At 61.1% G+C, this 23,967-nt stretch carries 21 protein-coding genes, 2 tRNA genes and 1 pseudogene; 8 read left to right on the top strand and 16 right to left on the bottom strand.

What is annotated here, in order from left to right:
- The first annotated feature begins 111 nt into the window (after window positions 1-111).
- Window positions 112-1,434 carry an MFS transporter gene (locus ACSBQQ_RS20910; protein ID WP_039569733.1) on the top strand — a complete coding sequence of 441 codons (1,323 nt, stop codon included), beginning with the start codon at window positions 112-114 and terminating at the stop codon, window positions 1,432-1,434.
- Window positions 1,435-1,534: 100 nt separating this feature from the next.
- Window positions 1,535-2,302 carry a CDP-diacylglycerol diphosphatase gene (locus tag ACSBQQ_RS20905; protein ID WP_033654494.1) on the top strand — a complete coding sequence of 256 codons (768 nt, stop codon included), beginning with the start codon at window positions 1,535-1,537 and terminating at the stop codon, window positions 2,300-2,302.
- Here the strand turns inward: ACSBQQ_RS20905 and ACSBQQ_RS20900 are convergent, their stop codons facing one another.
- The gene (locus ACSBQQ_RS20900) at window positions 2,303-4,342 is read right to left on the bottom strand and encodes an AsmA family protein (RefSeq protein ID WP_060429269.1); all 2,040 of its coding nucleotides are present in this window, start codon (window positions 4,340-4,342) and stop codon (window positions 2,303-2,305) included. It abuts the gene before it with no gap.
- Between the two features lie 90 nt (window positions 4,343-4,432).
- Window positions 4,433-5,224 (bottom strand): cyclic-guanylate-specific phosphodiesterase, encoded by a 792-nt coding sequence (gene pdeH, locus ACSBQQ_RS20895; RefSeq protein ID WP_033649972.1) that lies wholly within the window; start codon window positions 5,222-5,224, stop codon window positions 4,433-4,435.
- Window positions 5,225-5,464: 240 nt separating this feature from the next.
- On the opposite strand from pdeH, the pseudogene ACSBQQ_RS20890 reads away from it, so the two are divergent.
- The 3 genes and pseudogenes from ACSBQQ_RS20890 to ACSBQQ_RS20880 all read left to right on the top strand — a co-directional run bounded on the left by ACSBQQ_RS20890 (window position 5,465) and on the right by ACSBQQ_RS20880 (window position 7,337).
- Window positions 5,465-6,399 (top strand): annotated as a pseudogene (locus ACSBQQ_RS20890) (sugar kinase).
- Between the two features lie 66 nt (window positions 6,400-6,465).
- Entirely contained in the window at window positions 6,466-6,645 is a 180-nt protein-coding gene (locus ACSBQQ_RS20885) for a hypothetical protein (protein ID WP_033649970.1), read from the top strand.
- Entirely contained in the window at window positions 6,642-7,337 is a 696-nt protein-coding gene (locus tag ACSBQQ_RS20880; protein ID WP_060429270.1) for a LuxR family transcriptional regulator, read from the top strand. The genes ACSBQQ_RS20885 and ACSBQQ_RS20880 overlap by 4 nt, the downstream gene beginning before the upstream one ends.
- Before the next feature lie 53 nt (window positions 7,338-7,390).
- Here the strand turns inward: ACSBQQ_RS20880 and ilvC are convergent, their stop codons facing one another.
- Window positions 7,391-8,866: a ketol-acid reductoisomerase gene (gene ilvC, locus ACSBQQ_RS20875; protein ID WP_038874693.1), complete on the bottom strand. Its 1,476-nt coding sequence runs from the start codon at window positions 8,864-8,866 to the stop codon at window positions 7,391-7,393.
- Window positions 8,867-9,034: 168 nt separating this feature from the next.
- On the opposite strand from ilvC, the gene ilvY reads away from it, so the two are divergent.
- The gene (ilvY, locus tag ACSBQQ_RS20870; protein WP_033636409.1) at window positions 9,035-9,925 is read left to right on the top strand and encodes an HTH-type transcriptional activator IlvY; all 891 of its coding nucleotides are present in this window, start codon (window positions 9,035-9,037) and stop codon (window positions 9,923-9,925) included.
- 8 nt (window positions 9,926-9,933) lie between these two features.
- Here ilvY and ACSBQQ_RS20865 read toward each other — a convergent pair whose 3' ends face one another.
- From ACSBQQ_RS20865 to ACSBQQ_RS20820, 10 genes are all read right to left on the bottom strand, one after another.
- Window positions 9,934-10,635 (bottom strand): DUF2461 domain-containing protein, encoded by a 702-nt coding sequence (locus ACSBQQ_RS20865; RefSeq protein WP_060388456.1) that lies wholly within the window; start codon window positions 10,633-10,635, stop codon window positions 9,934-9,936.
- A 21-nt stretch (window positions 10,636-10,656) separates the two neighbouring features.
- Window positions 10,657-11,235, bottom strand: a complete 579-nt coding sequence (locus ACSBQQ_RS20860) for a hypothetical protein (RefSeq protein ID WP_060429271.1) — start codon at window positions 11,233-11,235, stop codon at window positions 10,657-10,659.
- Window positions 11,235-12,230: a hypothetical protein gene (locus tag ACSBQQ_RS20855; RefSeq protein ID WP_033654501.1), complete on the bottom strand. Its 996-nt coding sequence runs from the start codon at window positions 12,228-12,230 to the stop codon at window positions 11,235-11,237. The genes ACSBQQ_RS20860 and ACSBQQ_RS20855 overlap by 1 nt, the downstream gene beginning before the upstream one ends.
- 112 nt (window positions 12,231-12,342) lie before the next feature.
- The gene (gene ilvA / locus ACSBQQ_RS20850; protein WP_033649966.1) at window positions 12,343-13,887 is read right to left on the bottom strand and encodes a threonine ammonia-lyase, biosynthetic; all 1,545 of its coding nucleotides are present in this window, start codon (window positions 13,885-13,887) and stop codon (window positions 12,343-12,345) included.
- A gap of 5 nt (window positions 13,888-13,892) precedes the next feature.
- Window positions 13,893-15,743: a dihydroxy-acid dehydratase gene (gene ilvD / locus ACSBQQ_RS20845; RefSeq protein ID WP_033649965.1), complete on the bottom strand. Its 1,851-nt coding sequence runs from the start codon at window positions 15,741-15,743 to the stop codon at window positions 13,893-13,895.
- 77 nt (window positions 15,744-15,820) lie between these two features.
- Window positions 15,821-16,747 (bottom strand): branched-chain amino acid transaminase, encoded by a 927-nt coding sequence (locus ACSBQQ_RS20840; RefSeq protein ID WP_033636413.1) that lies wholly within the window; start codon window positions 16,745-16,747, stop codon window positions 15,821-15,823.
- A 23-nt stretch (window positions 16,748-16,770) separates the two neighbouring features.
- Window positions 16,771-17,028: an acetolactate synthase 2 small subunit gene (ilvM, locus tag ACSBQQ_RS20835; protein WP_060429272.1), complete on the bottom strand. Its 258-nt coding sequence runs from the start codon at window positions 17,026-17,028 to the stop codon at window positions 16,771-16,773.
- Complete coding sequence (gene ilvG, locus ACSBQQ_RS20830; protein ID WP_060429273.1) at window positions 17,025-18,671, bottom strand: acetolactate synthase 2 catalytic subunit; 1,647 nt, start codon at window positions 18,669-18,671, stop codon at window positions 17,025-17,027. Before ilvG ends, ilvM begins: the two co-directional genes overlap by 4 nt.
- A 142-nt stretch (window positions 18,672-18,813) precedes the next feature.
- The gene (gene ilvL, locus ACSBQQ_RS20825; protein ID WP_013814970.1) at window positions 18,814-18,912 is read right to left on the bottom strand and encodes an ilv operon leader peptide; all 99 of its coding nucleotides are present in this window, start codon (window positions 18,910-18,912) and stop codon (window positions 18,814-18,816) included.
- A 133-nt stretch (window positions 18,913-19,045) separates the two neighbouring features.
- Window positions 19,046-20,278, bottom strand: a complete 1,233-nt coding sequence (locus ACSBQQ_RS20820) for an MFS transporter (RefSeq protein ID WP_033654504.1) — start codon at window positions 20,276-20,278, stop codon at window positions 19,046-19,048.
- 341 nt (window positions 20,279-20,619) lie between these two features.
- Here ACSBQQ_RS20820 and ACSBQQ_RS20815 point away from each other — a divergent pair, with 341 nt between their 5' ends.
- Window positions 20,620-22,143 (top strand): YifB family Mg chelatase-like AAA ATPase, encoded by a 1,524-nt coding sequence (locus ACSBQQ_RS20815; RefSeq protein ID WP_060429274.1) that lies wholly within the window; start codon window positions 20,620-20,622, stop codon window positions 22,141-22,143.
- Window positions 22,144-22,170: 27 nt separating this feature from the next.
- On the opposite strand, the gene ACSBQQ_RS20810 is transcribed toward ACSBQQ_RS20815, so the two are convergent.
- Complete coding sequence (locus tag ACSBQQ_RS20810) at window positions 22,171-22,509, bottom strand: DUF413 domain-containing protein (RefSeq protein WP_004929946.1); 339 nt, start codon at window positions 22,507-22,509, stop codon at window positions 22,171-22,173.
- A 119-nt stretch (window positions 22,510-22,628) separates the two neighbouring features.
- On the opposite strand from ACSBQQ_RS20810, the gene hdfR reads away from it, so the two are divergent.
- Window positions 22,629-23,456, top strand: a complete 828-nt coding sequence (gene hdfR / locus ACSBQQ_RS20805) for an HTH-type transcriptional regulator HdfR (protein ID WP_033636417.1) — start codon at window positions 22,629-22,631, stop codon at window positions 23,454-23,456.
- Window positions 23,457-23,717: 261 nt separating this feature from the next.
- Here hdfR and ACSBQQ_RS20800 read toward each other — a convergent pair.
- Window positions 23,718-23,793: transfer RNA gene (locus tag ACSBQQ_RS20800), tRNA-Trp, on the bottom strand.
- Window positions 23,794-23,844: 51 nt separating this feature from the next.
- Window positions 23,845-23,921, bottom strand: a tRNA-Asp gene (locus ACSBQQ_RS20795).
- Window positions 23,922-23,967: the final 46 nt, after the last annotated feature.

Genomic DNA, 23,967 nt, shown 5'->3' with positions numbered 1-23,967 from the left:
CATTAGTCTTTTTAACCGGTTAGGAGCGGCGTTGCCCAAAGCTCCCGCGTTGAAAAGGCCGCATGCTGTCACTAAGATGGATTTTTACCCCCTCTAACGATAAGAAATATTATGCAAGCCACCATCGCACCCCCACTCGACGCCGACGAGGCGTCCACACCGGTGAACTCCCGCGGGAAAGTCATCGTCGCCTCGCTGGTCGGCACCGCCATCGAGTTCTTCGACTTCTACATCTACGCCACCGCCGCGGTGATCGTGTTCCCGCACATCTTCTTCCCGCAGGGCGACCCGACCACCGCGACGCTGCAGTCGCTGGCCACCTTCGCCGTCGCCTTTGTCGCGCGCCCTATCGGCTCTGCGCTGTTCGGCCACTTCGGCGATCGGGTAGGGCGCAAGGTCACGCTGGTCGCCTCGCTGCTGACCATGGGGATTTCCACCGTGCTGATCGGCCTGCTGCCAAGCTATGAAACCATCGGCATCTTCGCCCCTATCCTGCTGGCGCTGGCGCGCTTTGGGCAGGGTCTGGGGCTGGGCGGCGAATGGGGCGGCGCCGCCCTGCTGGCGACGGAGAACGCGCCGGCCAAAAAGCGCGCGCTGTACGGCTCCTTCCCGCAGTTGGGCGCGCCGATCGGCTTCTTCTTCGCCAACGGCACCTTCCTGCTGCTCTCCTGGCTGCTGAGCGACCAGCAGTTTATGGATTGGGGCTGGCGCGTGCCGTTCATCCTCTCCGCGGCGCTGGTGCTGATCGGCCTGTACGTTCGGGTATCGCTGCATGAAACACCGGTGTTCGCCAAAGTGGCCAAGGCCGGCAAACAGGTGAAAGTGCCGCTCGGCACGCTGCTGAGCAAGCACCTGAAAGCCACCATCCTCGGCACCTTCATCATGCTGGCGACCTACACGCTGTTTTATCTGATGACGGTGTATTCGATGACCTACGGCACCGCGCCGCAGCCGCTGGGCCTCGGCTACTCCCGCAACAGCTTCCTGTGGATGCTGATGGTGGCGGTGATCGGCTTCGGCGTGATGGTGCCGATCGCCGGCCTGCTGGCGGATGCGTTCGGCCGCCGCAAGACCATGATCGCCATTACCCTGCTGATGATCGGCTTCGCGTTCCTGTTCCCGCCCCTGCTGGGTTCCGGCAATCAGGCGCTGGTGATGGGCTTCCTGCTGTGCGGCCTGAGCATCATGGGGCTGACCTTTGGCCCGATGGGCGCGCTGCTGCCGGAGCTGTTCCCTACCGAAGTGCGCTATACCGGCGCGTCGTTCTCCTACAACGTCGCGTCGATCCTCGGCGCGTCCGTGGCGCCTTATATCGCCACCTGGCTGGCTGCCCACTACGGGCTGTTCTACGTCGGCATGTACCTGGCGGCGATGGCCGGGTTGACGCTGCTGGCCCTGCTGTTGATGAAAGAAACCCGCCACCGGTCGCTGTGATCCCCTGCGGCCCCCTCACTGCGGGGGCCGCACGCGTTGTTCGTTTACTGTCATAAAACCGGGCTATGCTGGATGTTTCTCTCGGTAACAGGATCGGCCGATGTCTCTGCGTCGTGGGGTATTTGTCTGCGTTGCGCTGCTGGCGGCTCTCGCCATCGCGCTCTATTACGGGTTGAAGCCTGATCATCCCGATGCGCTGTGGCGCATCGTCAGCCAGCAATGTCTGCCCAATCAGCAAGCGCATGACAACCCGGCGCCCTGCGCGCAGGTAGATGTGCCGGCCGGCTTCGTGGTGTTTAAAGATCGCAACGGGCCGCTGCAATACCTGCTGATGCCCAGCGCCAAAATCACCGGGATAGAAAGCCCGGCAGTGCTGGACGCCACCACGCCGAATTTCTTCGCCCAGGCCTGGCGCGCGCGCCACGTGATGGCGGAACGCTATGGCAAGCCGATCGACGATGGCGATATTTCACTGGCGATCAACTCGGAATATGGCCGCACGCAAAACCAGCTGCACATTCATATCTCCTGCCTGCTGCCGGCGGTAAAACAGCGGCTGGCGCAGATCGGCCCCGATTTTATCGATCAATGGCAACCGCTGCCCGGCGGCCTGTTGGGGCATGACTATCTGGGGCGGCGGGTGACCCCCGCCGAACTGGAACAACAGGGCGCCTTCCGCCTGTTGGCTTCCGGCCTGCCGCGCGCCGAAGGGCGCATGGGCAGCTTCGGCCTGGCGATGACCGCGCTGCCGGACGGCGATTTCCTGCTGCTGGCGACCGAGCGCAGCCTGCTGCCGTTTACCCTGGCCTCGGCGGAAGAGATCCAGGATCACGACTGCCGGCTACTCACGCCGCCGCCGCACGCCTGACTATTTTTTGCCTTTCATCTCCCGCAGGATCTGCCCGCACTGGTTCTCCTCGCCGCCTTCACTGGGTGAAACCAGCGCCAGCAGCGCCGCCGCCGGCGTCAGCACCGCCCCCAACGCCACCGCCGCCGCACCGCGCGCGATCAGCGGCCCGGCTTTCACCCCGGCGTCGGGGTGCTTGAAGGTGCCTTTCACGTACAGCGGCGAGCGCAGGGTCAGCACGCGCATCCCCTTGCTTTCCGGATCGATGGACAAATCCAGCCGTTCGGTGGCGAGGTTGGTGTTGCCGGTGATGTTGATCACCGCGTTCTCGGTGTCGAACACGAACAGCCGCGGCGCGGCGACGCCGCTGCGGATGCCGACGTCCGCCGCGGCGCAATTGATGCCCACCACGTCGTCGCCGAACAGCTGCGCCACCAGATAGTTGCCGACGTTCAGGCCGAGGATCTCCATCAGGCTACGGCTGATCACCCCGTTATTGATCAACAGGCGCAGGTCGCCGTTGCTGGTCGCCAGCAGCTCGGCCACCGAATTGCCGCTGCCCGTCAGCCTGGCGTCGCCGTTCATCTGCCCGAGGCTGCGCTTCATCGCCGCCACGTTCGGCAACAGCTGTTTGAGCTGGAGTTTGCGCGCATGCATATCCACCTGGCCGCGCATCGGCTTTTTGCCGCCGTCGAGGCGCACCACGGCGTTCAGGCTGCCGCCCGCCATGCCGAAGCGCAGCGGATCCAGGCGCAGTTCGCCATTGTTCAGCTTCAGATGCGTGGCCAAATCGCTCAGCGGCAAATCGCTGCCGCGTTCGATACGCGCGGCGGCAAACTTCACGTCCGCATCCATCTTGCGCCAGCTTTGCGTATCGAACTGTTCGACCGGCAGCACCTTATCCGCCGGCTGGCGGCTCTTCTCGCCGCGCCCGGCTTTGGCGGCGTTGGAGTCCGCGCCGATCAGCGGCGCCAGATCCGCCAACCTCAGCTGCCGGGAGCTCACCGCGCCGCTCAGCGTCGGCCGCGGCTTACCGGCAACGTATTTCAAATCGCCGTGAATGTCGCTGTCACCGATTTTGCCGTCGAATTTCTGATATTCGAACACGGCGCCGCCCGGCTGATGCAGGCGGGCAATCAGATGGCCATCGGTCGCATACGGCGGCGTGTTCGGCAGCAGCACGCCGGTCAAGCCATAGAGATTACCCAGGCTTTCGCCGGAAAATTTCAGCTGCACGTCCAGCCCGCCGAGGTTCAGCGGATCGGTCAAGGTGCCCGCCACCGCCACACGGGTGCTGCCGGAGCGCACGTCGGCCTGCAGCGGGAACGGCAGATCGGCGCTCTGCAGCGACAGCATGCCGCCAATCTTGCCGCTGCCGCTCAGCGGCTCGCCGTTGTATTTGCCCTTGACCTGCCAACCGAAGACGTAGTCAGGAGTGGCGGCCTTGCCGCTGCTCTGTTTGCCGGTCACTTCACTGAACGGCAGCGGTTTGCCGAGCGGATCGATGACGGCGCGGAAGTCCGCCTTCAGCGTGGCGTCTTTAAAGGCGATCTGCCCCTTGTCGAACACGATGTCGTGAACGGTGAACGACCAGTCGGAAGGCGGTTGCTGCGGATCCTGGCCAGCGGCCAGGTCAAACGTCCAGTTGTTGTCGCCGTTGGCCAGGCGTTGCAACGACGCATTCGGCTGCTTGAGCCAAATGCGCGGGATCAGCAGTTCTTTCTTCAGCAACGCCAGCGGTGCGATGCTGGCGTCGACGCGCTGCAGCGTCACCATGCTGTCGCCGGGCATGTTTTTCGGGTTACCCAGCCACACGTCTTCGGCGTGAATATGCGGCCAGGGCACCCAGGCGCGCCAGCCGCCCTCATCCCGGTTACGCGACCAGTCGACGCCCAGATCGCCGCGGATGGCGAACGGCCGCCGCAGTTCGGCCGACACTTTGTCGTTGATGGTGGGCTTGAGTCGATTCCAGTCGAAGGTAGCGATGAAGATCGCCAGCGCGGCGATCGCCAGCAGCACAATGCCGCCCAGCCAGCTGAAAACCTTTCCTGTTCTTGTCATAGGGCTCCCTCAGCACATAAACCGGGCTGCCGAATGAAAGGAAAAGGAATGAGCAGCCCCGTTTAAGATTAGCTGAGGATAGGCCGGAGTTCACGCCGGCGCGCCGGGCGCGGCGAACAGCGTCGGTACGCTGTGTAAAGTTTCAAAGCATGCCGGGCGGGAAAGATAGTAACCCTGCGCGGCCAACGCGCCGGAACGCTGCACCAGCCGCCACTCCTGCTCGGTTTCCACGCCTTCGACGATCACCCCGTCGCTGTACTGGTTCATCATCTTGATCAGGGTGCCGAGCAGCTGCACGCCCTCTTCAGACTGTTTAAGCAAGGTGAACAATTCGCGCGCTACCTTGATGTATTGATAGCGCCAGGCGCCGACGGCGGAGAAGTTGGCCAGCCCGCTGCCGAAATCGTCCAGCCACAGCCGTTCGCCGCCGACCATCTGGTGCAACGGGCGGTTTGACGCCGTTTCGGCGTGCTCCACCAGTTCGAAGCGCAGATAGGGCATCTCGGCGATCTGCCGCTGCAGCTCGCTATGGCGCTGCAACGCTTGCAGCGCCATGCCGTCGATATTGACCGACACCATCAACGCGTGGCGAATGAACAATGCCTGCCAGCGCTGCAACAGCGCCAGCTGTTCCTGGATCACCCGCAAACGCTGGGCGACGCCGAGCGAGGAAAAATACTGTTCCGGGGATTGCCGTTTGTCCGGTTCATTCGGGTGATATACCGCCGTCAGCAGTTCCACCGCCAGCAGCGCGCCGCTGGTGCGATAAATCGGCTGGAAGGTATACAAGCGCCGGCATTGCCGCCAGTAGCGCCGCGATTTGGCGCAGGCATAGAGGGCAAAACAGGGCGCCAGCAGACCCGAGATCAGGTTGGTTATCATCGGTACTATCGCCGTGGCGGGGAAGTGAGAGCGCTGCCGCTGTTTCTTTACCCAGCTTATCGGCCGCGCCGCGCAAAACTTTAAGCACGAATTGCCGCACGGTTTCTTCTTCACCCTGTTTTGGCATGGGCCGATCGCGATCATAAAAAATCAAAACACCGTTTTAATTTATTGACTCCCTCACCGCCTTGCGTGGAGACTGGCGGTTGTTGCTTCTTCTTTAGCCAGGGCTTATTGACGATGACTATCCGAAATCTCGCCGTGATCGGCGAATGCATGATCGAACTGTCGCAGCAGGGCGCACAGCTGACGCGCGGCTTTGGCGGCGATACCCCCTCAACACCGCCGTCTACCTCGCCCGCCAAATGCCGGAACAGACGCTGCAGGTGCATTACGTCACCGCGCTCGGCACCGACAGCTTCAGCGACGAGATGCTGCAGGCCTGGCGGCAGGAGAAGATCGAGACCGGGCTGATTCAGCGGTTGGAAAACAAACTGCCGGGCCTGTACGTGATCGAAACCGACGCCGCCGGCGAACGCACCTTCTACTACTGGCGCAACGACGCCGCCGCCCGGTATTGGCTGGCGGGTCCCCAGGCCGACGCACTGTGCGCCCGGCTGGCGCAGTTCGATTACCTGTATCTCAGCGGCATTAGCCTGGCGATCCTCGCGCCTGCCGACCGCACGAAGCTGCTGGCGCTGTTGCGCCGCTGCCGCGCCAACGGCGGCCAGGTTATCTTCGACAATAACTATCGCCCGCGCCTGTGGCACAGCCGTGAGGAAACGCAGCAGGCCTACCGTGAGGTGCTGGCCTGCACCGACATCGCCTTCCTGACGCTGGATGACGAAGAGCTGCTGTGGGGCACGCAGCCGGTTGAACAGGTGGTGGCGCGCACGCAGGCGCTCGGCGTCGGCGAGATCGTTATCAAACGCGGCGCGGATGCCTGTCTGGTGTTCAGCGTGGAGGGAGAGCGGCTTGAGGTGCCGGCCATCGCGCTGCCGCCGGAGCGCGTGGTGGATACCACCGCGGCGGGCGACTCTTTCAGCGCCGGTTACCTGGCGGTACGCCTGAACGGCGGCAGCGCCCAACAGGCGGCGCAGCGCGGCCACCAGCTCGCCGCAACGGTGATCCAACACCGCGGCGCCATCATTCCCGCAGCGGCGATGCCCGCATAGCCAATAAGGCGGCGGCGAGGTAGCCTCGCCGCCCGCACAATAGATCCCAGAAGCATTGATGAGAGGATGATTGAAAGAATTTCCCTGGCGTTGGCTTATTTCCGCCCAGAGCTGCTAAGCTCGGGTCTTGGCATTGCTGCCTTTTTGAATTTATTAGCCGAGTATAAATTTCAATCCGCCGCACTGACTAGCTGGACTTTGGTGCAGGTCGGGCTGAGCCGCGAACGACAGGGAGGTTACCAATGACCGTCACATTCGCCAACGCCGTCGCCGCAAGACTGCATCTTGACGGCCGACTGCACGCCTTCAGCCAATTCAAATACGCTTATTTGACCTTCAACAAACACCTTCCCGATCGCCATCTGCTGGTCTCGAGCTACCCGCAAGAATGGCTGGACATCTACAGCGCCAATCGCTATCAGCGCATCGATCCCGTCGTGCGCGCCGCCCATAGTCGCTGCGCGCCCTTTATGTGGCACGACACCCCCGTCACCACCGCGGATCGGCATTACCGGAAGATCTTCAGCCAGGCGCGGGAGTACGACATCGTGCACGGCTGCAGCTTTGTTTTGCACGATCACGACAACAACCTGGCGATCTTGTCGATCAGCGCCACGGCAGCCGATGACGCCGAACTGCGGCAGCTGATGGAAGACGAGAGGGCCAGCCTGCAGATGGTATTGGTCGATACCCACCAGCACGCTCTGGCCTTGGCCAACGCCGAGGCGAGCCGGACAGACCGGCTCTCGCCGCGCGAAGGGGAAATCCTCTACTGGGCCAGCCAGGGCAAAACCTACCATGAGATCGCGCTGATCCTGGGGATAAAAACCGGCACGGTGAAGTTTCACATCGGCAATGCGGTGCGTAAGCTGGGGGTCGCCAACGCCAAACACGCGATCCGGCGCTGCCTCGAACGGCAATTGATCACGCCACCGTAGGCATAAAAAAGCCGGCATCGCTGCCGGCTCTGTGTGCTTTGCCTTGCGGGAAATCAGCCCGCAACGGCGATGCGTTTCATGTCGGTCATGTAGCCACGCAGTTTGCGGCCGACGGTTTCGATAGGGTGGCTGCGTACCGCTTCGTTCACGTCACGCAGCTGCGCGTTGTCCACCGCCGTACCCGCCGCGGCTTTACCCAAATCGCCCGCCTGCAGGGTGGTCATGAAGTCCTTCAGCAACGGCACCGCCGCGTTGGCGAACAGGTAGTTGCCGTACTCTGCGGTATCGGAGATAACCACGTTCATTTCATACAGACGCTTACGCGCAATGGTGTTGGCGATCAGCGGCAGCTCGTGCAGCGATTCGTAGTAAGCCGACTCTTCGATGATGCCGGCATCGACCATGGTTTCGAACGCCAGCTCAACGCCCGCTTTCACCATCGCCACCATCAGCACGCCGTGATCGAAGTACTCTTGCTCGCTGATTTTGCCTTCAAACTGCGGCGCATTCTCGAACGCGGTTTTGCCGGTCTCTTCGCGCCAGGTCAGCAATTTCACGTCGTCTTCCGCCCAGTCGGCCATCATGCCGCTCGAGAAAGCGCCGGAGATGATGTCGTCCATGTGCTTCTGGAACAGCGGCGCCATGATGGTTTTCAGCTGTTCGGACAGCGCATAGGCGCGCAGCTTGGCCGGGTTGGACAGGCGATCCATCATCAGGGTGATGCCGCCCTGCTTCAGCGCTTCGGTGATGGTTTCCCAGCCGAACTGAATCAGTTTCTCGGCGTAAGCCGGATCGGTGCCCTCAGCAACCAGCTTGTCGAAGCACAGCAGCGAACCCGCCTGCAGCATGCCGCACAGAATGGTCTGCTCGCCCATCAGGTCGGATTTCACTTCGGCGACGAAGGAGGACTCCAGCACGCCGGCGCGGTGGCCACCGGTCGCCGCCGCCCAGGCCTTGGCGATCGCCATGCCTTCGCCTTTCGGATCGTTTTCCGGGTGAACCGCAATCAGGGTCGGCACGCCGAAGCCGCGCTTGTACTCTTCGCGCACTTCGGTGCCCGGGCATTTCGGCGCGACCATCACCACGGTGATGTCTTTACGCACCTGCTCACCCACTTCAACGATGTTGAAGCCGTGGGAATAACCCAGCGCCGCGCCGTCTTTCATCAGCGGCTGCACCGCGCGCACCACGGAAGAGTGCTGCTTGTCGGGCGTCAGGTTGACCACCAGATCCGCCTGCGGGATCAGGTCTTCGTAGGTGCCGACCTTGAAGCCGTTTTCGGTCGCCTTGCGCCAGGAAGCGCGCTTCTCGTCGATCGCTTCTTTGCGCAGGGCATAGGCGACGTCCAGGCCGGAGTCGCGCATGTTCAGCCCCTGGTTCAGGCCCTGGGCGCCACAGCCGACAATCACCACTTTTTTACCTTTCAGGTAGCCGGCTTCGTCAGCAAATTCGTCGCGCGCCATAAAGCGGCATTTACCCAATTGCGCCAACTGCTGACGCAGGTTCAATGTGTTGAAATAGTTAGCCATGGTGGTACTCCGGTTTGATGTTGTCTTGCATTGTTATTTTCATTCCCCGCCCTGTCTGTGCGGAGATTCGTTAAACTCAATGTATAACAGGAAATGCGTTGCTTAAATTGATATATTGAGAACGTGATATTGCAATTTTTGCAACACTCTCACTGCGAGCGTATCGATATGGATTTACGTGATTTAAAGCTGTTCCTGCATCTGGCCGAAAGCCATCACTTCGGGCGCACCGCCAAGGCGATGCACGTCAGCCCGTCGACGCTCTCCCGCCAGATCCAGCGGCTGGAAGAGATCCTCGGGCAGCCGCTGTTCCTGCGCGATAACCGCACCGTGCAGCTGACCGACGCCGGCGAACAGCTGAAAGAATTCGCCCAGCAAACGCTGCTGCAATATCAGCAGCTGAAGCACTCGCTCGGCCAGCACGGCCCTTCGCTCAGCGGCGAACTGCGGTTGTTCTGCTCGGTGACCGCGGCGTACAGCCACCTGCCGCCGATCCTCGATCGCTTCCGCGCGCAGCACCCGCTGGTGGAGATTAAGCTGACCACCGGCGACGCCGCCGACGCGGTCGACAAGGTGCAATCCAACGAGGCCGATCTAGGCATCGCCGGCCGGCCGGAAACGCTGCCCGCCAGCGTGGCGTTCACCAAAATCGGCGAAATCCCGCTGGTGCTAATCGCGCCAGCGCTGCCCTGTGCGGTGCGCAGCCAGGCGTTCGCCGACAGGCCCGACTGGGCCGAGATCCCGTTCATCCTGCCGGAGCACGGCCCTTCGCGAAAACGCATCGAGCTGTGGTTCCGCCGCCACCGCATCAGCAATCCGCTGATTTACGCCACCGTCGGCGGCCACGAAGCCATCGTGTCGATGGTCGCTCTGGGCTGCGGCATCGCGCTGATCCCGAGCGTGGTGGTGGACAACAGCCCGGAGCCGGTACGCAACCGCATCTCGCAGCTGGATAACATCTCGATGGTCGAACCGTTCGAGCTGGGGGTCTGCGTCCAGAAAAAGCGCCTCAGCGATCCGCTGATCGACGCCTTTTGGCGCTTGCTGCATCCCCGCTGACGCGGGGTTTACAGATCCGCCGGATCGACCTGCTTCATCGTCTCTACCTGCATCAGCCAGTGGTAGAGCGGCTCAAGCTGCAAAAATGCCCCGGCCAGCAGCGGCGCCAGATCGGCGCTGAACAGCTTTTCCACTTCGCTGTCGGTCACCATCACCGCGAACGATTTGCGGTTGTACCAGGTCGCGATCTCCGCCGCCTGTTCCTTCACCAGCGGGCGCTTGTAGCTCTCACCCACCAGCTCGAACGGCGGCCGGCAGCAGGCGGCCACCTCAAGGAAAGGCTGCGGCCGCTGCCTCAGCGTATGGCGGAACAGATCCATGGTCGGCTTGTTGGCGCTGTAGTAGCCGAGCCCATAGCGCAGCATGTCCGGCCCCAGTTCGAAAAAGTAGACCGGCGCGTCTTTCCAGTCTTTGCTCGGGCGCTTGAACGTCAGCCACATGCGGCTGCGGTAGCGCGATTTGTCATGTGAAAAGCGCGTATCGCGATGAATGCGCGACAGCGTTTTGCCGATCGCCGGGCGAGTCTCGAACTGCGGGTCGATCGCCAGCATGCCGGGAGCCAACTGCTCCACCAGCGCGCGAAACGGCGCCAGCAGCTCGCGATCGTAGATGTCGCGGTTGCCGTCGAACCACGCCTTATCGTTCTCGATCCGCACCTGCTGCAGGAAATTCAGACCCTGCTGGCTAAAGCCGGAGAAGGGTTGCGTCATAAGTTTTTCCGTTCTGACGGTTTATCGGGTGTTGCGCAGATCTTCTCTCTGCCAACGGCGTTTGATAAATACGCGCCGACGCGTGCGAAAATAAGCGACATAGAGATAGAACGCCGCCCGGTTGCTGAATAGCGCCCCGCCAACCACGCCCCCCAGCAGCATGGCGACAGTGGCGATGCCGGTCATCCCCGCCGCCGACGCCGCCGCGGCGCCAAGGCAAAACAGGCCGAGCATGCCAAGGTAATATTGCAGCAATACCACCCCGCTGTTTTTACCCTGCACCAGTTGGAACAGGATCAACGTCATCCACACCGCCACGATCGCGCCGCTGCCCATGAGAACGGCAGCGGAAGTCTTGCCGCTCCAGGCGGCCGCCACGTCCGTGGCCAGACCCATCACGCCCGCCAGCCCCAGCGCCAGGCAAACCATCAGCAACATGACATTGCCGACGCCCGGCGGCGACAGCCGCTGGCCCGGCGTCAGGAAATGCTGCTCGAGCTGCGCATCCACACCGGCGAAAAGCGCGCCATCGCGCGCCGCGATTTGGCGTTCCATTTCCCGGCCCTGCGCGATCAGGCGTTTAATCATCCAGTCCGCCATTACCTCACCATCTGCGGCAATTTCTGCATAATGCCCACAAAATACTGCCCGGTGGTTTTCACATTCACCGGCGCAGACAGGGTGCCGCTGATGCCGCTGCCCACGAACGTCAATGAGTTATTGAGCGCCGAATGCAATTGCTGGCGCAGCCCGTTTTGGATCGCTTCCGTCGGGTAGCGCTTCGGGTATAAGCCGTTCTTCACCATCTCTTTCAAGACGTTATTGGAAATTCCCGGATTTTCCGCCCGAATGATGTTTTCGGTCAGCCGCTTCCTTTCGCTACGGGGCATGCTTTTCAGCCATTCCGTCGCCTTGCGCGCCGAAATGCGGCGCATGGCGCGGTAGGTCATCGTCGCTTCCTTCAGGGCAGCCCCGGCACTGGCCAGCGAGATCACATCTAGCACGGTACTGGTAGCGATATACCACTGTTCTGAGTCGAGCTGAGCCAGTTCATCGCCTTTCCCGTCATAAAGCTTGTTGACGCGGTACAGCCCATTGCCGCACTGCAACGCGCTGGCGGCCATGCCGGCATAGCCCAGATAAGCCACCGCCGAGCTGGTGCCGCCGGTAAACGGCACGGCGACGCTGCCCGACGCCAGTAAAAATACCGATACCAGCAGCGTTCCGCACGACAGCGCGGCCGAGGCCAACTCTTTGCTGACGCTGGGTTTGCTCAACGCTTCCGACAGCGTATTGGTCGCGGCAACGCGTGAAGTATGAGCCACCGTTTTGCTGATGACCACGTGGGTAACCTGCGAAGCGTTTGAGTAACCGGTGTGCTGCGTCGGGCGGACTAAAAATGAGTTCTGCCCGTCGGAAAAAATAATGCCCACGCCATGAAAGGCGAGGCTGCAGTCCAGCGAGTCCTGCAAGGCTTGCAGATTAATATCGCGATAGAATTCTTGTACGCCGGTATTGCCCAACAGGCGGGCAAACTCGGCGTTGGTCAAATCGTCTTCGGGGGAACCGAACGGCGTAGAAAAAGCGGTTTTCATTGTCGTGCATCCCTATACGTCAGAAGTCTTGGCAGTATAAAAATGCACGACAAAATCACAACCATGCAACCCATAAACTGACTAACGCGTCACGGTTGCTTATCAATCCGACTCACCCCTGCAAAAAGAAGCGGAACGCCGGGTTGTCGGTTTCGTCGTGGCAATCGTAGCCCAGCGCCTGCAGGTGACGCTCGAATTCCGGCTCGCTTTGCGCCAGCTCGAAGGCCGCCAGCACCCGGCCGAAGTCGGTGCCGTGGCTGCGATAGTGGAACAGCGAAATGTTCCAGTGCGTGCCCAGCGTCTGCAAGAACTTCAGCAGCGCGCCCGGCGACTCCGGAAACTCAAAGCTGTACAGCCGTTCGCGCAGCGGCTTCGACGGACGCCCGCCCACCATGTAGCGCACGTGCAGCTTGGCCATCTCGTCGTCCGACAGATCCACCACTTGATAACCGTCGGCGTTGAGTTCGTCGATGATCTCCCGCCGTTCTGCGTGGCCGCGCGTCAGACGCACGCCGACGAAAATGCAGGCGTTATCGGCATCGGCGTAGCGGTAGTTGAATTCGGTCACCGAGCGGCCGCCCAGCAGTTGGCAAAACTTGAGGAAGCTGCCCTGCTGTTCCGGAATGGTTACCGCCAACAGCGCTTCGCGTTGTTCGCCCAGTTCGCAACGTTCGGAAACGTAGCGCAGCCCGTGGAAGTTGAGGTTGGCGCCGGACAGCACGTGCGCCAAACGCTCGCCCTGAATGTTGTGCTGCTGCACGTACTTTTTCAGCCCCGCCAGCGCCAGCGCGCCGGAAGGTTCGGCAATGGCGCGCACGTCCTCGAACAGATCTTTGACCGCCGCGCAGATGGCGTCGCTGTCCACGGTGATCACGTCGTCCAGATACTCACGGCACAGGCGGAAGGTTTCGTCGCCGATGCGCTTCACCGCCACGCCTTCAGCGAACAGCCCGACGCGCGCCAGATCCACCGGATGGCCGGCATCCAGCGCCGCGCGCAGGCAGGCGGAGTCTTCCGCTTCGACGCCGATCACTTTGATCTGCGGCATCAGCTGCTTGATCAGCACCGCCACCCCGGCGGCCAGGCCGCCGCCGCCGACCGGCACGAAGACCCGATCCAGATGCGCGTCTTGCTGCAGCAGCTCCATCGCCAGCGTGCCCTGCCCGGCGATCACCGTCGGGTGATCGAACGGCGGCACGAAGGTCATTCCTTGCTGTTGGGAAAGCTCGATCGCCTTCGCCTTGGCCTCGTCGAAATTGGCGCCGTGCAGCAGCACTTCGCCGCCGAAACCGCGCACCGCATCCACCTTGATGTCCGCGGTGGACACCGGCATCACGATCAGCGTTTTGAGCCCCAGCCGTTTACCGGAGAAGGCGACGCCCTGCGCGTGGTTGCCGGCCGAAGCCGTTACGACACCGCGCGCCTTCTGCTCTTCGTCCAGCCCGGCGATCATCGCATAGGCCCCGCGCAGCTTGAAGCTGTGCACCGGCTGGCGATCTTCGCGCTTCACCAAAATGGTGTTGCCGAGGCGCGAAGAGATTTTGCTCATGGCCTGCAACGGGGTGACCTGCGCCACCTCGTAGACCGGCGAGCGCAGTACCGCTCGCAGATATTCCGCGCCGCAGGGGGCGCTGGGTAGGGGTTGAGAGACCGCCATACTGCTTATCCCCCCAGTTTGCTCTTGTCGCGCACTGCGCCTTTGTCGGCGCTGGTGGCCAACGAGGCGTAAGCGCGCAGCGCGAAGGACACCTGACGTTCACGGTTTTTCGGCGTCCAGGCCGCGTCGCCGCGCGCCAGTTCCGCCTCATGCCGCGCCGCCAGCTCCTGCTCGCTGACGTCCAGCTGGATGCCGCGATGCGGAATGTCGATCGCGATCATGTCGCCGTCCTGCACCAGGGCGATCAGGCCGCCGTTGGCCGCCTCCGGCGAGGCGTGGCCGATGGACAGCCCGGAGGTGCCGCCGGAGAAACGCCCGTCGGTGATCAGCGCACACGCCTTGCCCAGCCCCATCGATTTCAGATACGTGGTTGGGTAAAGCATTTCCTGCATGCCCGGCCCGCCTTTCGGCCCTTCGTAACGGATAACGACCACGTCGCCCGCCACCACTTTGCCGCCGAGGATAGCTTCTACCGCATCATCCTGGCTTTCATACACTTTGGCCGGGCCGCGGAAGGTGAGGATTTCCTTGTCTACGCCGGCGGTTTTGACGATACAGCCGTTTTCCGCCAGGTTGCCGTACAGCACCGCCAACCCGCCGTCCTGACTGTAGGCGTGCTCACGGGTGCGGATGCAGCCTTCCTTGCGGTCGGTGTCCAGCGAATCCCAGCGGCAGTCCTGAGAGAATGCCTGCGTGGTGCGGATACCGGCCGGCCCGGCGGAGTACATTTTCTTGACGCTTTCGTCGCGGGTCAGCATCACGTCGTAGGCTTCCAGCGTCTGCGGCAGGGTCAGCCCCAGCACGTTGTTCACCTCGCGGTTCAGCAAACCGGCGCGATCCAGCTCGCCGAGGATGCCGATTACGCCGCCGGCGCGGTGCACGTCTTCCATATGATATTTCTGCGTGCTCGGCGCCACCTTGCACAGGTGCGGCACTTTGCGCGACAGGCGGTCGATGTCTTCCATGGTGAAGTCCACCTCGCCTTCCTGCGCCGAAGCCAGCAGGTGCAGTACGGTGTTGGTCGAGCCGCCCATGGCGATATCCAGCGTCATGGCGTTTTCAAACGCCGCCTTGTTGGCGATATTGCGCGGCAGCGCGCTTTCGTCGTCCTGCTCGTAATAGCGTTTGGTCAGCTCGACGATGCGCTTGCCGGCGTTGAGGAACAGCGCTTTGCGATCGGCGTGAGTCGCCAACAGCGAGCCGTTGCCCGGCTGCGACAGGCCCAGCGCTTCGGTCAGGCAGTTCATCGAGTTAGCGGTGAACATGCCGGAGCAGGAACCGCAGGTCGGGCAGGCGGAACGCTCGATCTGCTCGCTGTCGGCGTCGCTGACGTTCGGGTTCGCGCCCTGGATCATCGCGTCCACCAGATCCAGCTTGATGATCTGATTGGAGAGTTTGGTCTTGCCGGCTTCCATCGGGCCGCCGGAGACGAAGATCACCGGGATATTCAGGCGCAACGCCGCCATCAGCATGCCCGGGGTGATCTTGTCGCAGTTGGAGATGCACACCATCGCGTCGGCGCAGTGGGCGTTCACCATGTATTCGACCGAGTCGGCGATCAGTTCGCGCGACGGCAGGGAATAGAGCATGCCGCCGTGGCCCATGGCGATGCCGTCATCCACCGCGATGGTGTTGAACTCTTTGGCCACGCCGCCGGAGGCTTCGATCTGTTCGGCGACCAGTTTGCCCAGATCGCGCAGATGCACGTGGCCCGGCACGAACTGGGTAAAGGAGTTGACCACGGCGATGATCGGCTTGCCGAAATCGGCGTCGGTCATCCCGGTCGCGCGCCACAATGCGCGGGCACCCGCCATATTGCGGCCGTGGGTGGTGGTGGCGGAACGGTACTTAGGCATGCTCTTTTCACTCCAAATGTATTTATGACAGGCGGCGAACGAACCGCCTGGATATTCTTATCTTGTCTGTCTTGTCGTTACGGATTGACCGGATCCAGCCAGCCGTATTTGTCTTCTGTCTTGCCGCTGAACAGGCCGAAGAACGCCTGCTGGATCTGTTTGGTCACCGGGCCGCATTTGCCGATGCCGACCTGAATGCCGTCCACGCTGCGCACCGGCGTGATTTCCGCCGCGGTGCCGGACATGAACACTTCGTCGGCCAGGTACAGCGATTCGCGCGACAGCACCTGCTCACGCACTTCGAAGCCCATGTCTTTCGCCAGCTTGATGATCGCGTCGCGGGTGATGCCCGGCAGCGCCGAAGAGGTGAACGGCGGGGTGTAAATCACGCCGTCTTTCACTTCAAACAGGTTCTCGCCCGCCCCTTCGGAAATGTAGCCGTGCACGTCGAGCGCAATGCCTTCCTGATAGCCGTGGCGACGCGCTTCGCTGCCCACCAGCAGAGAGGAAAGATAGTTGCCGCCGGCCTTGGCCGCGGTGGGGATGGTGTTTGGTGCGACGCGGTGCCAGGAGGAGACCATCGCGTCGATGCCTTGATCCAGCGCTTCTTCACCCAGATAAGCGCCCCAAGGAAACGCCGCGATAATCACGTCCGTTTTGTAACCGGCCGGCGGGTTGACGCCCATGCCGACATCGCCGACGAACACCAGCGGGCGGATGTACGCGCTGACAAGGTTGTTCTTGCGCAACGTGGCGCGGCAGGCTTCCATCAGTTCGTCAACGCTTTGCGAAACCGGCATGCGGTAGATTTTCGCCGAATCGTGCAGGCGCTGCATATGCTCGCGATGACGGAACACTACCGGCCCCAAGTGCGAGTCGTAGCAGCGCACCCCCTCAAATACCGACGTGCCGTAATGCAGCGCGTGCGACATCACGTGCACTTTGGCCTCGGCCCAGGGAACCATCTCACCATTGAACCAAATGTAATCGGCTTTCTTTGTCATTGTTATTTATCCTTCTCGGCGCCTCAGGCGCGTATTTGTTGTGATGTTGGCTGCTGGATCTCGACGCAGGAGACGTCCATCAGTTTGCTTAATTGAGATGACAACAGGGCAACCGGACGCGGGCTGGCAACGGTCAATTCGATATTGATGCTGTCGGCGTTGGCCGGGGAAACCATATTCATAGCACAAACCTGAAAGCCGCGATGACGCACGACCCGCAATACGCGCTCTAACATTTCGGGGCGAAAACGCGCCTGGATCAAGAGTTGATGCTGCATCATGATATTTCCTCCAACATGGTTTCGTTGCCGGCGCCCGGCGGCACCAGCGGCCAGACGTTTTCGAGTTCGTCGATAGAGACCTGCAGCAGATAAGGGCCTGCGGTGTTGAACAGCGCCTCGAGCGCGCCCTCCACCTGATCCTTGCGGCTGATGCGCTGGCCGGGAATGCCGAAGGCGGCGGCCAGCATCAGGAAGTCGGGGTTATCGGACAGGTTGGTTTCACTGTAGCGGCCGTCGAAGAACAACTGCTGCCATTGACGCACCATTCCGAGGCGCTGGTTGTCCAGCAGCACGATCTTCAGCGGCAGCTGTTTGCGCTTGATGGTGCCCAGTTCCTGCACGTTCATCATGAAGGAGCCATCGCCCGAGACGCAGATCACCGTATCTTGCGGGCGCGCGATCTGGGCCCCTACTGCCGCCGGCACGCCGAACCCCATGGTGCCGAGGCCGCTGGAGGTGATGAAATTCTCCGGGCGTTCGAACGTCATGTGCTGCGCGCTCCACATCTGGTGCTGGCCCACGTCGGTAGTCACTACGCTGTTGGCCGGCTTGCGGGCGGACAGCTGGCGCAAGAACAGCGGCGCGTAGATCGGCTGGCCGGGGTGATCGTAGCGACAGGCGTGGTCGGCTTTCAGCGCCGTCACCTGCTGCTGCCAGGGGGCGATGTTCAGCGGGCGCTGCAACGCCGGCAGCAACGCTTTCAGATCGCCCTGCAGGGCCACATGCGCCTGGCGCAGCTTGCTCATTTCCGCCGGGTCGATATCCATGTGGATCACTTTGGCGTGCGGTGCGAAGGCGTTCAGTTTGCCGGTCACGCGGTCATCGAAACGCGCGCCGACGGCAATCAGCAGATCGCACTCCTGCACCGCCAGGTTGGCAGCCTTGGTGCCGTGCATGCCCAACATGCCGAGGTACAGCGGATCTTGCGCATCCGGCGCGCCCAGCCCCTTCAGGGTGGCGACGTTCGGCATGCGGGTCACGGCGATGAACTCGCGCAGCGCCGGCACCGCCTGCGCCATGCCCACGCCGCCGCCGACGTACAGCATCGGTTTGTGCGCCTGCGCCAGCAGCTCGGCCGCCTCCGCCAACGCCGCCGCCGGGAATGCCGGCACTTCATCGACCGGTATCAGATGCGGGTGCAAGTCGCCCTGCGCCAGCTGGATGTCTTTCGGGATATCGATCAGCACCGGGCCAGGGCGGCCACCGGCGGCGATGGCGAAGGCTTCCGCCATGATGCCCGGCAGCGCGTCCAGCGATTCCACCAGGAAGCTGTGTTTGGTGCAGGCCAAGGACAGGCCGAGAACATCGATCTCCTGAAAGGCATCGGTGCCGATCAGCGCGGAACCCACCTGACCGGTGATGGCGACAACGGGAACGGAATCGAGCAGCGCATCAGCCAGGCCGGTGATCAGGTTGGTGGCGCCGGGGCCGGAAGTGGCGATGCAAACGCCGACTTTGCCGGTGGCGCGGGCGTAGCCGATGGCGGCCATCGCGGCGCCCTGTTCATGGCGGCACAGCAGGTGTTCCACGCCGCCGTCGTACAGCGCATCGTACACCGGCATGATTGCCCCGCCCGGATAGCCGAATACGGTATCCACACCCTGCGCACGCAACGCTTGAACTACCCACTGAGCGCCATTCATAGTTATTTCCCCGCCTTACTTCGACAACTGCAGGATTTTGTTCTGTTTTTCATGTTATGACCCTTGCTCCACTTTTCTCTTGCCAATAAAAAACCCCCGGACCTGACGGTGCGGGGGTTCTCTTGCGATTCCGGCTTGTTTGCTAAGCCTTTCTTCGTCCAAGTGCAGCCCCGCACGGTGGGATAATAATCACCACCACGCTAATCACGACTAGGCTAATCACTTGGGCAAAGGCTTTCATAATGGGTTTGTTCACTGTGCTCATTCAGAACTAATGCTTACAGAGGTACCATAGTCGCGCGCGGCATGACAACACTTTTTTTGCGTTATTATTCGGCGCAATCTGGTCATACCTCACGCGAATCGCCCGGATTTCACACGTTGGCGCGCACGCCCGGATTTCTCACCGCGTCTGTGATCGCCTTGCCGCGCGTATCCTTGCCGAAGAACACCAACAGGGCGATCGCCAGCGCCACCGTACCGGCGACGATCGCCATCGCCAGGCCGTAATTATGCCCATGATGTTCGGCGATGGTGGCTTGCAGCGTGGCGTTGACCGAAGCGATCAGGTTACCCAACTGGTACACGAACCCCGGCAGCACCGCGCGGGTGTTGGCCGGCACCAGCTCAGTCAGGTAGGTCGGCACCACGCCCCAGGCGCCCTGCACCATGAACTGCATCAGGAAAGCGCCGATCCCCAACATCAGCGAACCGCTGGAAAATGCCCACAGCGGGATCACCGGCAGCGCCAGCAGCGCGGCGATGATGATCGCTTTTTTGCGGCCGATCTTTTCCGATAACGAACCGAAGAAGACGCCGCCGATAATTGACGCGATATTGTAGCTAATAGCGATAATACTGACGGTTTTTGGATCGAAACCGTGCTGAACTTTCAGAAACACCGGATACAGATCCTGCGTGCCGTGGGAGAAGAAATTGAACGCCGCCATCAGCAGCACCAGATAGCAGCACAGCTTCCAGTGGCTCTTCAACACCGGCAGCAAGGCAGAGCTTTCCTTGCGTTCACGCGCCGCCAGCCACACCGGCGACTCCTGCACGCAATAATAAATAAACGGCAGCAGCAGGATCGGCGCCGCGCCGATGACAAACATGCCGCGCCAGCCGACCGTTTCGAACAACAGGCCGTACACCACCGCCGCCAGCAGATAACCGAACGGATAGCCGGCCTGGAAAATGCCCGACATCAGGCCGCGCGAGCGGTCCGGTATGGTTTCCATCGCCAACGACGACGCCACGCCCCAGATGCCGCCCATCGCAACGCCGTACAACACCCGCAACAGCAAGAAGACCGTCAGCGAGGGCGCGGCGGCGGAGAGCAGCTCAAACACCGAGAAGAAGACGATATTCAGCATCAGGATCGGCTTGCGGCCATATTTTTCCGCCGCACGCCCGAAGATCAGCGCGCCAATCGGGCGCACCGCCAGCGTGAGCAGAATCGCCAACGTCACCTGTTCCAGACCGACGTGAAAGGATTGCGCGATGTCACTGAGTAAGAATACCAGCACGAAAAAATCGAAAGCGTCGAGCGTCCAGCTTGAAAAGCTGGCGATTGCCGCGTTGCGTTGCAGCGGGGTCCAACCAAACATAGTGTTATCCCTACCGTAGAGTACGAAGTCAGGAGGTTTAGCGGCTGCCGGGCAGAATGCGGCGGCGGTCGGGGTTTGTTAAATACGTGATTTTTCTTTTAATCAATTGTTAAATACACCCGTTAACCCTATGATTGCAATGCGTATGGACCGCTAATGTGTTGCAGCCTTCAGCGAATTGTTAATGGGTATTGCCGCAGGTTGCGAGGCGGCTCGCACAACCTCATTTATTTCGATGAAAATCAGCGATTACTCTGCTAAATGCATCGAAAAACCACCAATAACGCCGCGCAATGCCCGGATGAATCACGCATCATGTCGCCCTTAGCAAGGAGAGCGATATGTCACTGGCGGTAATCTATAGCCGCGCCATCATCGGCGTTCAGGCCCCTTCCGTGACGGTGGAGGTGCATATCAGCAATGGCCTGCCCGGCCTGACGCTGGTCGGCCTGCCGGAAACCACGGTAAAAGAGGCGCGCGATCGGGTGCGCAGCGCCCTGATCAATAACGGTTTCACCTTTCCCGCCCGGCGCATCACCGTCAATTTGGCGCCCGCCGATCTGCCGAAAGAAGGCGGGCGTTACGATCTGCCGATAGCGCTGGCGATCCTCGCCGCCTCCGAGCAATTGCCCCTCGCACCGTTGGCGCGCTACGAGTTTCTTGGCGAGCTCGCGCTGTCCGGCTCACTGCGCGCGGTCAGGGGCGCGATCCCGGCGGCGCTGGCGGCGGCTGATGCCGGGCGGCAACTGATTCTCTCAACGGACAACGCCGCCGAAGTCGGCCTGATCGCGCAGTCGCACTCCCATACCGCCCGGCACCTGTTGGAAGTCTGCGCCTTTCTGCTCGGCCAGGGCGAACTGCCGGTGGCGGCCACGCCTCCCGCTGCGGACACCGCCTGCGACAGCGCCGATCTGCGCGATATCATCGGCCAGGAGCAGGCCAAGCGGGCACTGGAGATCGCCGCCGCCGGCGGGCATAACCTATTGCTGATTGGGCCGCCGGGCACCGGTAAAACCATGCTGGCCAGCCGCCTCACGGGCCTACTGCCACCGCTCACGGAGCCTGAGGCGCTGGAAAGTCTGGCGGTCGCCAGCTTGCAGCATCACATTCCCACTGCCCTACCATGGCGCCAGAGGCCGTTTCGCGCACCGCACCACAGCGCCTCGATGGCGGCATTGGTCGGCGGCGGCTCACTGCCGCGACCGGGCGAGATCTCGATGGCGCATAACGGCGTGCTGTTTCTGGATGAACTGCCGGAATTCGAGCGTAAGGTACTGGATGCGCTGCGTGAGCCGTTGGAATCCGGCGAGATCGTGATTTCACGCGCCAACGCCAAGGTCTGTTTCCCCGCCAGAGTGCAGCTGATCGCGGCAATGAACCCCAGCCCGACGGGGCACTATCAGGGGTTGCACAATCGCGCCTCACCGCAGCAGGTGTTGCGCTATCTGGCCCGGCTGTCAGGGCCTTTTCTCGACCGTTTCGATCTGTCTATCGAAGTGCCGCTGTTGCCGCCGGGAACACTCAGTCATCGGAAAACACACGGAGAAAGCAGCGAACAAGTGCGGAAAAGAGTGCTGCTGGCACGCGCCCGGCAACTTGAACGCGCCGGTAAAGTCAACGCGCTGCTGAGCAACCGCGAAGTGGAACGGGATTGCGTTCTGCAGGCGGCAGACGCCGAGTTTTTGGAGGCGACATTAAACGCGCTGGGGTTATCGGTTCGCGCCTGGCAGCGCATCTTGAAAGTGGCGCGCACGCTGGCGGATTTGGCGGGAGATGCTGAGCTCGACAGGCGCCACCTCAGCGAAGCACTGGGCTATCGCAGCATGGACCGCCTGCTGTTACAACTGCATCGTAGTCTGGAATGAAAATGGGGCCCGCAGGCCCCATCGTCTTTAGTCTTCGCTGTCGCTGTAATCTTCTACTGCGTCAGCCTGCGGTTTACCGCCGGACAGAGTATGGAATTTCTTCGGGCGACGTGTGCGCGCCAGATATTTAGCCCATACTTTTTCCTGTTCGGTAGCCGCTTCGCGCTCACCGCGGCACACTGCGACGAACAGTTGTTCTTCTTCAGTGGCCGGCTGGCGTTTGCCCGAGTCCAGCTCGTTAAACGCGTAGCCGAAGCGCTCTAGCAATTGCGCCTCTTTAATGGTGAAATCGCCGTGACGGGAGAACCCGCGAGGGTAATGTTTATTATCAAAAAAACGATTGGTCGTGGTGAAGCTATCCGCCATCTGACACGCTCCTAATTCTCTTATGGCCGTGCTGTTTATGGCGCGGAGTATTAGATAGGCTTGACAGCGTGTAAAACAAAACATTTAAATCTTAACGACAAATTTTTTTGGAGATAGGTGTGGATACCGAATTACTGAAAACCTTTTTGGAGGTCAGTAGAACGCGTCACTTTGGCAGAGCCGCAGAATCTTTGTACTTAACGCAGTCCGCGGTCAGTTTCCGCATCCGTCAGTTAGAAAACCAGCTGGGCGCCAATTTATTTACCCGTCATCGCAATAATATCCGCCTGACGCCTGCCGGCGAGCGGCTTCTGCCCTATGCCGAGAGCCTGATGAACACCTGGCAGCTGGCGAAAAAGGAGGTCGTGCGTTCGCTGCAACACACCGAGTTGTCGATCGGCGCTACCGCTTCGCTGTGGGAAGCCTATCTGACCCCTTGGCTACAGGCGCTCTATCAACAACGCGAAGCGCTGCAGCTAGAAGCCAGGGTGGCATTAAGGCACTCTTTGGTAAAACAACTGCATGAAAGGCAGCTCGATTTACTGATCACCACTGAACCGCCTAAGATGGATGAATTGGCCAGCCAGCAACTGAGCAATTTCTCATTACGCCTGTTCTCATCCGCTCATCGTGACAAACAGGCCCCCATGCCCTACATCAAGCTGGAATGGGGAGCCGACTTCCACCAACAGGAAAGCCGCATGCTGGAAGGCGATAACGTGCCGGTGCTTACTACCACCTCCGCTCACCTGACGCGTCAGCTGTTGGAAACCACGGGTGGATGTGCTTTCCTGCCCAGCCAGTGGGAAAAAGAGTATCCACAGTTGGTGGCCGCCACCGAGATCCCGCCGATTATCCGCCCACTGTATGCCGTCTGGTTGCAAAACAGCGATCAACAGCCTTTGATTCGGCAATTACTTAAAATACCTTTAAATACCGCAGCCTAAAGCGTTATGGCGGCCTTAAACGCCGTCATCGTGGTCATGCCTGTCTATCACGCCAAAACGCGCTCATCGCCTTCTGAGAGAAGATAATGCAAAACGAGATAAGAATCAGGAGGCCGGCAGGATAGAGTTCGGAGGAACATGAAGCAACCAGGATCGGGCAAACATCGGCATATAGCGTCAAAAGCGCTCTATTCCAAAGCGGTAAGGAAGAAAAATGATAGGCAAAAAAAAACCCTTTGCTTTCGCAAAGGGTTCTTAATATGGCAGGGGCGGAGAGACTCGAACTCGCGACACCCGGTTTTGGAGACCGGTGCTCTACCAACTGAGCTACGCCCCTAAATCTCGCTTAACATTATGCCTGCTAATAAAGCAGGCATAATTAAATAAGTGGCGGAACGGACGGGGCTCGAACCCGCGACCCCCTGCGTGACAGGCAGGTATTCTAACCAACTGAACTACCGCTCCACCGATTCTTTTACGTTGCATCTTTCGATGCCGGCAATATCGCGCT

Source organism: Serratia sp. G204Y (genome assembly GCF_051172435.1).
GTDB lineage: Bacteria > Pseudomonadota > Gammaproteobacteria > Enterobacterales > Enterobacteriaceae > Serratia > Serratia sarumanii.
This window is presented reverse-complemented; position numbering and strand designations above follow the sequence as displayed.